This is a genomic window from Desulfosporosinus hippei DSM 8344 (assembly GCF_900100785.1).
Taxonomy (GTDB): domain Bacteria; phylum Bacillota; class Desulfitobacteriia; order Desulfitobacteriales; family Desulfitobacteriaceae; genus Desulfosporosinus; species Desulfosporosinus hippei.
This window is the reverse complement of record NZ_FNCP01000017.1, coordinates 1-15,706: the sequence shown is the minus strand read 5'-3', so window position 1 is coordinate 15,706 and position 15,706 is coordinate 1. Positions and strand designations below refer to the sequence as shown.

Genomic DNA, 15,706 nt, shown 5'->3' with positions numbered 1-15,706 from the left:
GCTTTTATAAAAAAAAATTTGAGGAGGAACTTCGATGGAGATTCAAGGATTTACTACAACTTTGACAGAAGATAAAAGTTTAGTCCCAGCCCCAATTCCGGAGTTTGATATCGAAAAGCAGAAAAATGAAGTTAAGACAAAAGTTATGGAGAGTCCGGAAGTTCGCAGTATCGTACGACAAATTAACTTGGAAGATGTTAATTCGATTATGACATTTGGCAAAAACACAGCGGAAGAGGTTTCCCGGTTTTCTGACGCTATTTTGCACTCCATGCAGTCAACTAAAGTTGAGGATTCAGGCGAATTGCTAATTCAGCTTAATAAAATTATGGACAAGTTTGATATTAAGGACTTTGAGGATAAACCTCCCGGCTTCCTGGAAAAGATTTTTTCTAAAGCTAAAAACACTGTTGAGACTTTGTTCAAAAAATATAACTCTATGGGCGATGAAGTTGACAAGGTCTTTGTGACCCTCAAGAAATACGAAGCTGAAATCGGTGCTGCCAATAAACACCTGGAAGACATGTTTAATAAAAACGTTGAGTATTATGAGCAGCTAGGACAATACATTTATGCCGGTCAAGTAGTTCTTGCTGAGCTTAAGAATAATATTATTCCGGCAGCCCAAGCCAGAGCCAACGAGACAGGGAACCGAGTAGATCAAATGAATGTTAACAACCTGCTGCAGGTACAAGAAGTAATGGAACAGAGAATTTATGATCTGCAGCTGGCTGAAAACGTTGCTGTCCAGAGTATGCCAACCATCAAAGCAATAGAGTATGGCAACTATAACTTGGTTCGAAAGATTAATTCAGCATTCGTCATTACCATGCCTATCTTCAAACAATGCTTGGTTCAGGCAATTATGCTAAAACGCCAATCAGTTCAGGCTAAAGCAATGAGTGCCTTAGATGAAAAAACAAATGAACTTCTGCTTAGAAATGCCGAAAACACTGCTCTTCAATCGAAAATGGTTGCCAAGCTGGCCACGGGCAGTTCGGTAAATATTGAAACTCTAGAAAAATCATGGCAAACAATCGTAAAGGGCATCGAGGATACGAAGGCAATTCAAGAGGAAATGAGACAAAAACGGATAGATGGTACAAGAAGATTAGAGGTTCTCAAACAAGATTTTGTGAATCGTGGGATTGTCAGATAAGCAAACACAAAAAAGATGATTTCTGTACTGAAACAGAAATCATCTTTTTTGTGTTTATATATAATAATTGACCGAAATTTAAATTTGACATTTTAATGGTTAAGGAGTAATATCCTTCGTGTACGAAATATTACTATGCGAAATAAAATGCGCTAAAAAACAAGTTTGTGGAGGAATTTATGGAAAATCAAAATAAAAGTGCAAGGGTCGCAAGTCTTTTTCAGGAAGTAATGATGCTCTATAGAAGCAGTATGAGTAAAGTGTTTGAAGACGTGGGCATAACTCCACCCCAAGGCATGGTTCTTGGAATCTTAAGTAAAGAAAAAAAATTAAAGATTAATGAGCTAAGCAATAAAATGAATCTCTCAAATAGTACCGTGTCAGGTATCGTTGACAGGCTTGAAAAACAAGGAATGGTAGAAAGATCAAGAAGTGAATCCGATCGAAGAGTGGTCTTTGTAAGTATAACTCCAAATTTTAAGGAAATGCATGAAAGTTTTCATGTGAAGTTCGAGAAAAAGATTGAAAAAATTTTGAGCGAAGGCAGCCCAAAAGATTTAGAGAAAGTATATGAGGGATTAAGCACCCTGAGAAATCTATTAAGGGAATATGATAAAGATTAATATCAATATCAAATGAGGTGAGTTTTATGGTTAAGCTATTTAGATTGCTCAAACCTTTTACTGCATATATTGCAGCTGTAGTAGCGCTACTTTTTGTTCAAGTTATATCTGACCTCTATTTGCCAACCTTAATGGCTGACCTAGTTGATCTCGGAATTGTGAATAAAGACATTAATTATATTGTAAAGACCGGCGGTGTTATGCTGCTTATTGCCGTCGGAGGAACTATTTGTGCAATCATTGCAGCCTATCTGTCTGCAAGAACCTCAATAGGCTTTGGGAAAATAATTCGCGAAAAGCTTTTTAGTAAGGTTGAAAGTTTTTCGTTGCATGAGTTTGATAAATTAGGCACAGCGACACTTATTACGAGAACGACTAATGATGTTAACCAAATTCAGCAAGTATCCGTCTTAATCCTGACGATGATGGTGACGGCCCCCCTTACAAGTATCGGTGGAGTTGTCATGGCATTGCAACAAGATATATCCTTATCCTGGGTTTTAGTCGTTGTAATTCCGGTGTTGTTTGCGATTATTGGTGGAACGTTATTTAGAGCCTTACCTCTTTTTAAACTAATGCAGGAAAAGCTTGATAAGTTAAACCTTGTTTTAAGGGAAAATCTTACCGGCATTAGGGTCATACGGGCATTTAATCGCATAGAAAAAGAAAAAGTTCGATTTGATGATGCTAATGCTGATTTAATGCAGAACGCCATCAAAATCAATCTGATTATGGCTGCCTTAATGCCGGCGATGATGCTGATTATGAATTTAACGACTGTAGCCCTTGTCTGGTTCGGAGCCATCAGAATTGATTCCGGAGCTATGCAGATCGGCTCACTTTTGGCTTTTATCCAATATGCAACCCAAATCCTATTCTCGTTGTTAATGTTAGTGATGTTGTTTATTGTGATTCCACGCGCTCAGGTTTCTGCGGTAAGAATTAATGAAGTACTTGAGACAAATTTAGATATCAAAGATCCTGAAAAGCCGAGAACTGTGACCCAAGGAAAAGGGTTGGTTGAATTTAAAGATGTTTCATTTAGATATCCCGGTGCTGATCAACCTGCTATTAACAATCTAAATTTCGTTGCAAAGCCAGGCGAGGTGACGGCCATTATTGGGGGGACAGGCTCAGGCAAATCAACCTTAATCAATCTGATCAGTCGCTTCTACGATGCGGAAAAGGGTAGCATTCTTATCGATGGAATCAATGTTAAAGAAATGAGTCAGAAAGCATTGAGAGCAAAGATTGGCTTTGTTCCACAAAAGACAGTTCTCTTTTCAGGGACAATTGCGGAAAATATTCGATATGGGAAACAAGATGCTACTCTAGAAGAAATTAAGCATGCTGCTGATGTGGCCCAAGCTACAGAATTTATTCTGAGTTTAGAAGCGGGTTTTAATCATGCTATTGCCCAAGGCGGAGCTAATATTTCCGGAGGCCAGAAACAACGGCTTTCGATTGCTCGTGCTCTCGTGCGAAAACCGGAGATTTATATTTTTGACGATAGCTTTTCCGCCTTAGATTTTAAAACCGATGCTAAACTACGGGTTGCGCTGAGACCAGAGCTTGAAGAGGCCACGGTTTTCTTGATAGCTCAGAGCGTACCGACTGTGAGGGAAGCTGATAAGATTATTGTTTTAGATGAAGGAATTATTGCGGGTATTGGAACTCATGCGGAACTGTTGAACAATTGCAGGGTATATCGTGAACTTGTAGCGTCACAATTGTCTGAGGAGGAAGTAGGATGAGTGAAGACTGTAATCCAAACAAAGAAAAAGGACTTCCGGGTGGAAAACAGGGCGGGCCGATGGGATCGTTAGGAAAACCTGTAGAAAAAGCCAAGAATTTTAAAGAAACTCTGCGGAGGTTAGCGCAATATTTAAAGCCCCAGAGAACAAAATTTCTCTTTGTTTTCGTAACTGCCAGCCTAAGCACAATTTTTAGTATCCTTGGCCCTAAAATCATGGGGAAAGGGGTTACCAAAATTGGCGAAGGCCTAGGTGCAAAACTGATGGCAGCCCAGACAGGGAAGGCTGTCCCTTCCTTGGATTTTACCTATATTGGTCAAATTGTGTTAATCCTGATTGGTTTGTATGTCATCAGTGCTGCCTTTAGTTATTTGCAGCAGTATATCATGGCCGGGGTTGCCCAGAAAACTGTTTATAAGATGCGCAAGGAAGTAGATGAGAAACTTTCCCGTCTACCTCTTAAGTTCTTTGATGCCCGAACTCATGGCGAGATTTTGAGTCGTGTTACCAATGATATTGACAATATTTCTACCACTCTGCAACAAAGCCTTACCCAATTGATAACCTCGCTGGTTACGATAATCGGGGTTATCGTTATGATGTTGTCGATAAGCCCATTACTAACCTTAATTGTGATTTTGACCTTGCCTCTTTATATGGTCGTTACAATTTATATTGCCAAGCGCTCCCAGCAACACTTTGCTACACAACAAAAATCCTTAGGTGAACTCAACGGACTTGTTGAAGAAGCCTATGCCGGACACAAAATTGTCAAAGCTTTTGGACGTGAGGACGAGACCTTTGCAAGATTTAATTCAATTAACGAAAGACTCTATCAAGCAGGCTATAAAGCACAGTTTATTTCCGGGATAATAATGCCGCTAATGAGATTGGTAAGTAATCTAGGGTATGTGATAATTTGTGTTGTTGGTGGTGTTTTTGCAACCAGAAACATGATCAGCATAGGGGATATTTTAGCCTTTATTCAATACTCCAGACAGTTTACTCAACCAATTGTTCAGACAGCAAATATTGCCAATATTATTCAATCAACTATTGCTTCAGCTGAACGTGTCTTTGAACTGCTTGATGAGGTAGAAGAAGTCCCCGATGCTATTGAGGCAAAGATAGTTCCTTTCCCTAAAGGGCATGTAAGATTTGAAAATGTAGATTTTAGCTATACGGAAGAAGAAGAGCTCCTAAAAAAAATCAATGTTGATGTAAAGCCAGGAAATACGATTGCGATTGTTGGACCAACAGGAGCCGGTAAAACAACATTAGTAAATTTGTTAATGCGCTTTTACGAGATAAGCAATGGCAGAATACTAATCGATGGAATTGATATCAAGGATATTAAACGCGGTTCTTTACGCAGTATGTTCGGAATGGTTTTGCAAGACACCTGGTTATTTAATGGCACAATCTTCGAGAATATAGCTTACGGGCGTGATGATGCTACCGAAGAAGAGGTCATAAATGCGGCTAAAGCTGCTCATGCCCACCATTTTATCAAAACACTTCCGGAAGGTTATAACACAATCCTAAACGAAGAGGCTTCGAATATTTCCCAGGGTCAAAAGCAGCTTTTGACAATCGCCAGAGCTATCTTAGCGAACCCTGTCATCCTTATCCTGGATGAAGCCACAAGCAGTGTTGATTCACGAACAGAAGTTTATATCCAAAAAGCTATGACCGAACTAATGAAGGGTAGAACTAGCTTTGTCATTGCCCATAGGCTTTCTACGATTAGGGATGCAGAGTTAATTCTGGTTATGAATCACGGCAGTATTATTGAGATGGGTACTCATAACGATCTGCTGGCTGAGAAAGGTTTCTACGCAGATCTCTACAATAGCCAGTTTACAGGAACAAATATTGAAGTCGTGTAAATGAATCAGCAAGCGCTCTCTCTCCACAGGCAAATAGAGTGGAGGGAGGGCGCTTTTTTTCCGGTTGAAGAAGCTGAAGATAGTCATTGTCAAAAAAATCAAAATAGGTTATACTTTAACTATCAATTTATTGGTACACAAACAATTGGGGTACAATTAATTGCTGTACAAACATTTCTATAGCTATTCTTTTAGGAATGGAAAATACTCACCAGAAAATTGAATTGTTAATGAGGTGTATTAAAGCTTTGACAAATGAGACCAGCAGAAATCCATCAAAATATGTTTGTTACAAACTAAGCAGAGTCATGAGAAAGGTACATAGATATTATGAAGGGAGCCTTTCCCAGTATGGTATAACCCCATCTCAATTTTATGTTTTGAGCGCTGTGTGGGAAAAGGATGGCCTAAAATTTAAGGAACTTGCCAAAAGTTTAGAAATGGATGGATCTACCCTTACCTCCATCTTGGATCGCCTGGAACGGCTTGACTTAGTGGAAAGAAGAAATGACCCGGAGGATAGACGATCCCTTCTTGTATTTTTAACGGAACAAGCTAAGCAACAAATCAGCGAGATGGCGCATTTAGCTGAAAAGCTAGATCAAGAAATTAAAGAGCGCTTTACAGAAGAGGAGTTTGCCACCTTTGAGAGAGTTCTTGAAAAGCTCTCTTTGGATTAGTCATCAATTTTAAAATTTTTGTATTTGTTGAAGGGGGAATGATATTTTATTTCCTTAGAAAAGATTGAATATTCAAACCTTATCACCTGAGATATATCGTGTCCGGTAGCTAAGAAAAAATATTAAGAGGAGGGCTATTGATGTCAATTTTATTTTCGCCATCTCAAATTGGAAAACTTGAGCTGCGCAATCACTTGGTTATGACCCCAATGCATTTAGGTTACAGTCCTATGGGAGAGGTTAATGATCAACTAATTGAGTTTTATCGTGCACGTGCTAAAGGTGGAGTAGGCCTAATTATTATTGGTGGGTGTGGAATAGATCGAATTGGAAATGCCTTTGGAATGACGCAACTTGATGATGAAGGATATATTCCGGGCTTACGTCAATTAGTTAAGGCAGTCCACGCTGAGGGGGCAAAGATAGTGCCCCAGCTTTATCAAGCTGGAAGGTATGCCCATCCCGCTCTCACTGGTAAACCTTCAGTAGCTCCTTCGCCAATTGCTTCCAAATTGACTGGGCAAACCCCGGAAGAACTTACAGAAGAAAAAATTCAGGAAATAATTGCTTCCTTTGTCAAAGCGGCAAAAATTGCGAAAGAATCCGATTTTGATGGGGTGGAAATCATAGCCAGTGCCGGGTATCTTATATCCCAGTTTCTTTCGCCGGTAACCAATCAAAGAAAAGATCGCTATGGCGGAGACCTTGAGGCTCGGATGACCTTTGGACTTGAAGTGGTAGAGGCGGTTCGCAAAGCCGTCGGGCCGGACTATCCTATGATTGTACGCGTAGCCGGCAATGATTTTGTGCCAGGCAGCAACACCAACACAGAATCTAGAGCCTTCTGTCAAGCTTTAGAGAAGGCCGGGGTTAATGCCCTTAATGTAACTGGAGGATGGCATGAAACCCAAGTACCGCAGCTTACCATGAATGTACCTCCAGGAACTTACGCTTACCTTGCGTATGGTATTAAACAGGCTGTCTCTATTCCGGTTATTGCCTGTAATCGAATAAATACTCCTGAACTAGCAGAGAGTATTTTAGAAGAGGGCTTGGCAGATTTTGTCGGTATGGCAAGACCACTGTTAGCTGATCCCGACTTGCCCAATAAAGGGATGAGTGGACAATCAGATAGAATTCGTCCTTGTATAGGATGTAATCAAGGCTGCTTAGACAATGTTTTCCGCCTTAAGCCGGTCAGCTGTTTGGTAAATGCTGAGGCTGGAAGAGAGTTTGAACTTGGGCCTATCGGTCAATCTGTTGACAGACAGCAAATCCTTGTGGTTGGAGCCGGCTGTGCAGGAATGGAGTTTGCGAGAGTCGCTTCACTTCGTGGTCATAAGGTAACAATTTGGGAAGAGAGTGGGGAGGCCGGAGGACAATTGGCCTTAGCTGCAGCTCCTCCGGAACGACAAGACTTCCTATACTTTAGAAATTACTTGATTAACGCCTGTAAGGAGCTTGGGGTAACAATTCAATATAATATAAAGGCTACATCGGAGAAGATATTGTCCGCAGTCCAGAATGTCGAGTTTGAGCGGGTAGTTATTGCCACCGGAGCCCGCCCCGTCACCCCATCTATAAAAATTGCAGCAGGTGTAAAGGTACTGCAGGCCTGGGATGTATTATTAGGTCGTAAAAAGGCAGGACGTAATGTAGTTATTGTCGGGGGTGGGGCTGTTGGAGTGGACACGGCTTTGCTTTTAGCGAAAGCTGGCACCTTAAATAGCGATACCTTACGTTTTCTGATGGCTCGACATGCTGAAACAGATCAAGAGCTTCATCACTTGTTGACACGAGGAACGAAAAAGATTACTGTTTTAGAGATGGCTAAAGGAATTGGGAGAGATATTGGTGCCAGCACCCGTTGGTCTATGTTGGCTGATTTGAAGCGCCATCAAGTAAACTGCTTGGATAAACACACGGTGCTGGAAATTCGTCCGGATGGAGTTTTAGTAGAGTGTGCCAATGACAATACGCAAAAGGTTATTCCTGCAGATACTGTTGTATTAGCTATAGGTTCCCGTTCAGAAAATGAACTCTTTAACGCCTTACAAGATAAGTTAGAGAAAATTAGTATTATTGGAGATGCTGCAAAGCCGCGCAAGGTTCTCGATGCCATTCATGAGGGCTATGCAGAGGGGATTAAATAATCAAGGCATGAAGGGCGAAGTTAGAGGTGCGAAAGACGTAAGGTTGGGGAAGTTCAAGTGGCGTTGTTATTTTCGTGCGTCTGGCTTCGAATCTCGCAAGAGGAGGGTAAATCAGCATGGGTCATATTATTAATTCTAAAGAAGAGATTTATAACGCGCTGGCTGAGCGCCTAAGCAAAACCCCGGAAGGAGCGCCCATTAACGAACATCTGATGGCGATTCTTCATCGACTTTATACAGATAATGAAGCTTTAGTAGGCAGCAAATTCTCTTCAATTCCTATGCCTTTAAAAAAGATTTCAGATCTAACTGACATTGAAGAAACAGAATTGAAAATTATATTAGACGGAATGTCAGACAAAGGCTTAGTGCTGGATATACCGCGCAAAGATACCTTCTATTATATGTTAACACCCATGTTAGTCGGATTCTTTGAATATACCTTTATGCGAACTGGAAGTCAGCTTGATTTAAAAGAGTTGGCCGAGCTATTTGAAACGTATTTTCACAGCCCAGGTGTAATGAAAGAAATTGCCGGTATGGATACTAAAGTAATGCGGACTCTTATCTATGAAAATGTTATTCCTTTAGCGGTAGAAACTGAAGTGTTGGACTATGAGAAGGCGACGGAAGTCATCCGGCAATCGGGCGGAGGTGCGATTACCACCTGTGCATGTCGTCATGAGGCCTCGCATTTAGGTACAGCCTGTGATGCTCCGACGGAGGTCTGTATCTCTCTGGGTGGGGCAGCTGAATGGATAGTCCGCAAAGGGCTAGGCAAGCCGGCAACCGTCGAAGACTTATTGAATGTACTTAAACAAACCCAGGAACTGGGGTTAGTCCATCTATGCGATAACGTCATGAACAAACCAACCTATATTTGTAATTGCTGTGGTTGTTGTTGTAAAGTTTTGCGCGGTATCAATGAACAGCAAGTCTTTGCCACTCATCCCAGTAATTTCATTCCTTCGCTAGAATCGGAAGGCTGTGTTGGCTGCGGTATTTGCGAGGAAAAGTGTCATATTCATGCCATTACTATGACCAATCAAGAAGATGGTACAGTTATCCCTATCATAAACCATGAAGTTTGTATTGGCTGTGGAGTGTGTTCACAAGCTTGCCCAAGCGAATCCTTAGTCATGTCTCGACGATCAGAAATAGCTATACCTCCGGAGAACATTAAGGAAAAGTTTAGAAGAATGGCTGCTGAGAAAGGGAGATAATCGGGCAAGAGGATGAGAAAAAACCAGTCCTTATTATTGATTGGTTTCTGCAATAAACAAGCGACCTCTCTCACAGTTTAGGTGGGGGTCGCTTGTTTGCGATTTTTACCCCCGTCAACTATTCTGCATGCGTTCTTGAAAATTATAGACTAATCTTTTCGAGAATGTAAAGTAGATTATTGGTATATTTACTAATAAGTGTGACCCTTTTCACAGCTTCCTAATGAAGATCCGGCTATAATAAGGTATCAATTAGGCTGGGAGTGAGTTGTGAATGCAGGAATTAAGAAAAACGGAAGCCGCCTTAAATTCCTTAAATAAGGAATATTTGAAATCCTTTTTAAGGATAATTCAATTTTTACAGATAAACTATCTTTCCAAAATGAAAGGTGAAAAGAAGGGGCCGCCACTTCCTTATCCTTCGCTGTTGGAATCAATTCTGACATGGTTGGGCTCTTTTCTGGGGATAATATCCATTACTCTATTTGCTAACACATTAGAACTTCCCGTTGTAGCATCCTTTGGTGCTTCAGCAGTTCTTATATACGGTGTTCCGGATGCTCCTTTGTCTCAACCCCGTAATGTTGTTTTGGGACATACATTGTCTGCGGCGGTGGGAGTAGCGACTGTCATGATGTTTGGGTTAACTTGGTGGTCTCCCGCCTTGGGAACTGCTCTGGCGTTAGTTGTTATGCTTCTCACTAAGACAACTCATCCTCCCGGTGGGGCTACCGCTTTATTTGCGGTTTTGAGTCAGGCAGAACCGATCTATATCTTCACCCCAATTATGGTGGGAGCGATAATCCTTGTGATAATCGGAGTTCTTGTCAATAACTTGTCGCCTAAGAGACGTTACCCTAAGTATTGGTACTAAACTAAGACGGAAGAATGAGGTAGAATTAGTTATTGGTAGTGCTAGTTTTAGCGGTATTTTGGTTATTTTCACATTAAAACCGCTAAAACTCTGCTTCTTGTAACTTCTTTTGTTATTAATAAGACAAGATGTCTGGACAAAACGGTTAACTTGATGATATCGTACGTATTGTCTATTTTATTGTTATAAAGTGTTAGGAGTGAACTGTTCTTGTCAGCGAAGCAATATAACGCAGATTCTATTCAGGTCTTAGAAGGACTGGAAGCAGTACGCAAACGTCCTGGCATGTATATCGGCTCAACCGGAAGCAGAGGGCTCCATCATTTAGCCTATGAAATTATTGATAATGCTATTGATGAGGCAGGAGCCGGATTTTGTGATCATATCTCAGTGACTATTAATAAAGATGGTTCGATGACTATTGATGACAATGGACGCGGAATTCCGATTGATATACACCCTTCCAAAAAAGTTCCCGCCGTGCGCTTGGCCTTTGAGACCTTGCACGCCGGAGGAAAATTTAGTGGAGAGACTTATAAAACTTCGGGTGGACTGCATGGTGTTGGTGCAAGCGTAGTCAATGCCTTGTGCGTTTACTTGACCGTTGATATTAAGCGGAACGGCAAATTATATCGTGTAGAATACACGGATGGAGGGCAGCTTAAGTCCGATCTAGCGATTATCAAGAAAAGCATTAAAGGCACCGGAACAACTGTTACCTTCAAACCCGATCCTCTAATCTTTAAAGAAACCACCGTTTTTAAATATGACACCTTGCGAAGTCGTTTAATGGAACTGTCGTTTCTAAATAGTGATTTGACAATTAATTTGACGGATAATCGAGGGGAATTAAAGTCGGAGACTTTTTCGTCAAAAAACGGAATTATTGGTTTTGTAGAGCATTTAATCAGTGAATCAGGTTTTTCCCCAGTCCATAAGAAAGCGATTTATTTTACAGGGGAAAAAGATGAAGTAGTTCTGGAATGTGCCATTCAGTACAATCAAAGCGATGAAGAATCTCTGCACTCTTATGTCAACAATATCCCTACAGATGAGGGGGGGACTCATGAGTCGGGGTTCCGAACAGCTTTAACTAAAGCCTTCAACAGCTATGGCAGAAAAAATAATATATTCAAAAAAGAGGAAAATCTCATCGGGGATGACCTCAAAGATGGCTTAACCTGTGTACTCTCTCTAAAAATCAAAGATCCTCAATTTGAAGGCCAAACTAAAACAAAGCTTTCCAATATGGAAGTTGAAGGTGTTGTTCAATCCTTAACGAATGAAGGGATTACCCAATTTTTTGAAAAGAACCCGTCAATAGCGAAGGATGTCATTAATAGAGCATTGACAACCTGCCTGATTAGGCTTGCTGCAAAGAAGGCTAAAGAATTAAAAAAGAAAGCTCGAGATGCTGAGATAAAGGCTTTGAGCGGTAAACTTGCAGCTTGTAGCGGAAAAGACAAATCCCGCAATGAGCTTTTTCTTGTAGAGGGTGATAGTGCCGGCGGTTCGGCTAAAATGGGGCGTGATCGACGTTTTCAAGCTATTCTTCCTTTGCGAGGGAAAGTTATTAACACTTATCGCGCAAAGATTGATAAGGTCTTAGAAAATGAAGAAATTAGAAGTATCATTTCCGCCGTTGGTTCGGGAATCGGCAAGGAATTTGATATAGAAAAAGGTAATTATGCCCGGGTTTGTATTATGACTGATGCTGATATTGACGGAGCTCATATTCGATGCCTCTTATTGACTTTTTTCTATAGATACATGAAACCGCTGATTTTGAGTGGAAGAGTTTATATTGCTCAATCTCCTTTATACAAAATTGAGAAGGAGAGGGGTAAAATCATTCGCTATGCTTTTGACGACCAAGAGCTAAGAAAAGAACTTAAAGAATTAGGAAAAACGGCAAAAATATCTCGCTACAAAGGCCTTGGAGAGATGAATCCGGAACAACTTTGGGAAACTACCCTGAATCCGGTTAATAGGCGGATGATTCAGGTAACAATAGATGATACTCTTGAAGCTGAGCGAAAGCTCAGAATTCTAATGAGTGAGCAAGTTGAGCCAAGACGTGAGTTTATGATGGAGAATATCATCTTTACGGACAAAGATATGTAGAATATTAGGGGGAGTTTGTACCCGATGAGTATAACTGAAGACAACATCATCCAGCGGCCGCTGGAAGATGTTTTACCGGAGGCGTTCTTAGGCTATTCTAAACATGTTATTTTACAACGGGCAGTTCCTGATGTTAGGGATGGGCTGAAACCAGTTCATCGCCGAATTTTGTTTTCTATGGACGAAATCGGAATGCACACTGATAAGCCCTATAGTAAGTCAGCTCGTTTAGTGGGAGACTGCATGGGGAAGTACCACCCCCATGGAGACTCCTCAATTTATGAATCAGCAGTGCGTATGGCACAACCTTGGGCTACACGGTACCCAATGGTAGATGGGCAGGGGAATTTTGGTTCCATTGACGGAGACAATGCTGCTGCAATGCGTTACACGGAAATGAGAATGACTCACTTATCCCAGCTGATGACTCAAGATATTGAGAAAAACACCGTACTATTTAAAGAAAACTATGACCAACGCCTCAAAGAGCCAGTTGTTCTGCCGAGTCCTTTTCCTAACCTTTTAGTTAATGGTGGATCAGGAATTGCGGTTGGAATGATGTCCAATATACCACCTCATAATTTGCGCGAAGTCATAGCAGGCGTGATACTTCAAATAGATCAGCCTCAGGTTACAGTCGAGCAGCTTATGGAAAAGGTGAGCGGCCCAGACTTTCCCACGGGTGGGCTGATCATTGGTAATGAAGGCATCATTAATGCTTATAAAACAGGACGCGGTAAGGTAACGATGCGGGGAAAAGCCCTAATCGAACAAGGTAAAAACGGTAAAAGCATCATTGCAATTACGGAAATCCCGTATCAAGTTAATAAATCAACCCTGGCTGCCAAGATTGAGACCATGGCTGATTCAGGGAAAATTGAAGGGATTAGTGAAGTTAGAGATGAGTCTGATCGCGAGGGAATTAGGCTCGTTGTTGAATGCCGAAAAGAAGCTGATCCGCTGAATATTTTACGTCTTCTTTATAAACATACCCAATTGGAAGATACCTTCGGAATTATTAACTTAGTTATTACTGCCCAAGGTACCCCTAAGGTTCTAGGGCTAAAGGAAATTAATGCAGCTTTTATCCAGCATCGAAAAATCGTCGTCACTAAACGTACAGAGTTTGATTTGGAAAAGGCTCGTTTAAAGGCTCATATTCTGGAAGGCTTAGTTATAGCCATTAATAATCTTGATGAAGTGATTGCCACGATTCGTTCCAGTAAAACCCCTTCAATTGCCAAGGCTTCCCTAATTACCCGTTTCGAATTATCAGAGATTCAAGCACAAGCTATTTTAGATATGAAACTCCAACATTTAACGAACTTTGAACTTGACGGTATAAAAAAAGAGCATGCCGATATTTTAAAGCTAATTAACGAGTTAGAAAGTATCTTGGCGGATATTAATAAGGTATACGATATTATTAAAAAAGAGCTTAAAGATATTGCGGATAAGCATGGCGATGACCGTCGTACTACCATATTGCCTGAGGAAATGCGGAATGAGATCAATTTAAGTTCCTTTGGAGAGCCTGAGTGTATATTCCAAGTGGCTCTCACAACAAATGGCTTTATCAAACGGCTTCTGGTTCAATCAAAAAAGAAGGATAATGCTCTCATTTGTTCCTTTAAGGATGGGGATACCTTACAGGAAAGGATAATTTGCAGCAATAAGGATAGACTCTTTTTCTTCACTCAAGCGGGAGAGTTTTTCTCGATTAACTCTAAAACGGTACCTGAAGGGAAAAATAAAGATAAAGGGGGGCCCCTTACTAATCTATTTTCCTTGCCTTCCGGAGAAAGTGTAATTTCAACTCTTGCTGTTAAAGATGTCATAGAAGATCTCTTCTTTGTTTTTGTTACAAAGAGTGGACAAGTTATGAGAAGCCCGGTAAGCGATTTTATTAATGCTCGTACCTCAGAAGCAATAGGTCTGAAGAATAGTGATAGTGTGGTTAAAGTATTCCTTAGTGACGGGCAAGGAGAATTATTACTTGCCACCCGTAAAGGTCAAGTGATTCGATTCCCGGTTATGGAAGTAAATCCTATGGGCAGGAAATCACGTGGTGTTAAAGGAATGACGTTAGGTAATGAAGACTGGGTTGTAGATGCATTAATAGGCAGCAATGAAGGTAATTCTTTATCAGACTTATTAACAGTTACGCAACGAGGGTTCTTAAAACGGACTGCCCTTGATGAATACAAACCTCAAGGCAGAGCGGGAAAAGGGATTGCCATCGGCAAGATAGATTCTAATGCTACCGGTTATCTTGTTGGTGTAATGCAAGTTAAGAATGATGATGTAGTAAACGTTATACAGGTTAGCGGGATTGTAACTAAAGTTGAGATAAAGGATGTAAAAGTAGAATCAAGGACAAAAGCTGGACTACAACTAATTCCTGTTTTATTAAATGATTATACAATTAAGTTAATTTAATAGAGATTTCCTTAACTAATATATAATCCCTCTTTTCTAACTCAACCTGTATAGTGAAGCAAATGAAGCAACATAATAACAAGGTGAGTTTAGAAGGAGGGATTTTAAAAATGGAGATCTCAGATATTATTGTGAATGGTTCAGGATTTGATAGGGAATATAATTTTAATAATTACGCCTTGACATTGGTTTTCAAAAATCATGAGACAGAAAAAACGGTGAGAGCAAATCTACGGTATTATCCTGCAGAAAAGGAATGGGATCTGAATCCGATTTTTTACGAATACTCACAGGCGGAAAAGCAAGAGATGATTGAACAAATCATCAATGATGATAGGTTTAAATCTGAATTCCAGGCAACTGATAATGCCTTGAAACTATAGTTAACATGAGAGACATTTCTGTAATAACTATGGATAATTACCAAAAATAAATCAATAAAATTAATCCTAAAAACTATCCTGAAAACAGTTGACAGTAAAGAATGAAAATGGTATTATAACTGAGCGCCACAAAGATGCGCAGTGGTTAACCGGAAGAAAGTTGAAGGCTTAAACTAGTTAACCAGAGATAATGCAAATTAGCTATTGACAACGAAAGTTATGAATGCTAAGATGCACATCCGGCCCAAACGGGTCGAAACAAAAATCATGGTCTTTGAAAACTAAACAACAAGGACAGCCAATGAGAGAGACTCGCAAGAGTTTCAAAATAAATCATGAGTCAATCATCTTCTTCTAATGAGAAGTTTGAAATAACTTTTTTTGGAGAGTTTGATCCTGGCTCAG

At 40.5% G+C, this 15,706-nt stretch carries 11 protein-coding genes; all 11 read left to right on the top strand.

Going from position 1 to position 15,706, the window contains the following annotated elements:
- The first annotated feature begins 34 nt into the window (after window positions 1–34).
- The 11 genes from BLS16_RS14460 (at window position 35) to BLS16_RS14405 (ending at window position 15,301) form a co-directional block, all read left to right on the top strand.
- Window positions 35–1,159, top strand: coding sequence for a toxic anion resistance protein (locus tag BLS16_RS14460; RefSeq protein ID WP_092334338.1), 1,125 nt, complete (start codon window positions 35–37; stop codon window positions 1,157–1,159).
- 179 nt (window positions 1,160–1,338) lie between these two features.
- On the top strand, window positions 1,339–1,782 hold the full coding sequence (locus BLS16_RS14455; protein ID WP_092334336.1) for a MarR family winged helix-turn-helix transcriptional regulator: 444 nt from the start codon (window positions 1,339–1,341) through the stop codon (window positions 1,780–1,782).
- Between the two features lie 26 nt (window positions 1,783–1,808).
- Window positions 1,809–3,536, top strand: coding sequence for an ABC transporter ATP-binding protein (locus BLS16_RS14450; RefSeq protein ID WP_092334334.1), 1,728 nt, complete (start codon window positions 1,809–1,811; stop codon window positions 3,534–3,536).
- Window positions 3,533–5,425: an ABC transporter ATP-binding protein gene (locus tag BLS16_RS14445; RefSeq protein ID WP_092334332.1), complete on the top strand. Its 1,893-nt coding sequence runs from the start codon at window positions 3,533–3,535 to the stop codon at window positions 5,423–5,425. Before BLS16_RS14450 ends, BLS16_RS14445 begins: the two co-directional genes overlap by 4 nt.
- Before the next feature lie 230 nt (window positions 5,426–5,655).
- The gene (locus tag BLS16_RS14435; RefSeq protein ID WP_092334328.1) at window positions 5,656–6,105 is read left to right on the top strand and encodes a MarR family winged helix-turn-helix transcriptional regulator; all 450 of its coding nucleotides are present in this window, start codon (window positions 5,656–5,658) and stop codon (window positions 6,103–6,105) included.
- Window positions 6,106–6,245: 140 nt separating this feature from the next.
- The gene (locus tag BLS16_RS14430; protein ID WP_092334326.1) at window positions 6,246–8,258 is read left to right on the top strand and encodes an oxidoreductase; all 2,013 of its coding nucleotides are present in this window, start codon (window positions 6,246–6,248) and stop codon (window positions 8,256–8,258) included.
- 116 nt (window positions 8,259–8,374) lie between these two features.
- On the top strand, window positions 8,375–9,481 hold the full coding sequence (locus BLS16_RS14425) for a 4Fe-4S dicluster domain-containing protein (protein WP_092334324.1): 1,107 nt from the start codon (window positions 8,375–8,377) through the stop codon (window positions 9,479–9,481).
- Window positions 9,482–9,755: 274 nt separating this feature from the next.
- Window positions 9,756–10,355 carry an HPP family protein gene (locus BLS16_RS14420; protein ID WP_092334322.1) on the top strand — a complete coding sequence of 200 codons (600 nt, stop codon included), beginning with the start codon at window positions 9,756–9,758 and terminating at the stop codon, window positions 10,353–10,355.
- Between the two features lie 210 nt (window positions 10,356–10,565).
- Window positions 10,566–12,479, top strand: a complete 1,914-nt coding sequence (locus BLS16_RS14415; RefSeq protein ID WP_427846378.1) for a DNA gyrase/topoisomerase IV subunit B — start codon at window positions 10,566–10,568, stop codon at window positions 12,477–12,479.
- Window positions 12,480–12,503: 24 nt separating this feature from the next.
- The gene (gene gyrA / locus BLS16_RS14410; protein WP_092334318.1) at window positions 12,504–14,918 is read left to right on the top strand and encodes a DNA gyrase subunit A; all 2,415 of its coding nucleotides are present in this window, start codon (window positions 12,504–12,506) and stop codon (window positions 14,916–14,918) included.
- Between the two features lie 110 nt (window positions 14,919–15,028).
- Complete coding sequence (locus tag BLS16_RS14405; protein WP_092334316.1) at window positions 15,029–15,301, top strand: hypothetical protein; 273 nt, start codon at window positions 15,029–15,031, stop codon at window positions 15,299–15,301.
- Window positions 15,302–15,706 lie beyond the last annotated feature (405 nt).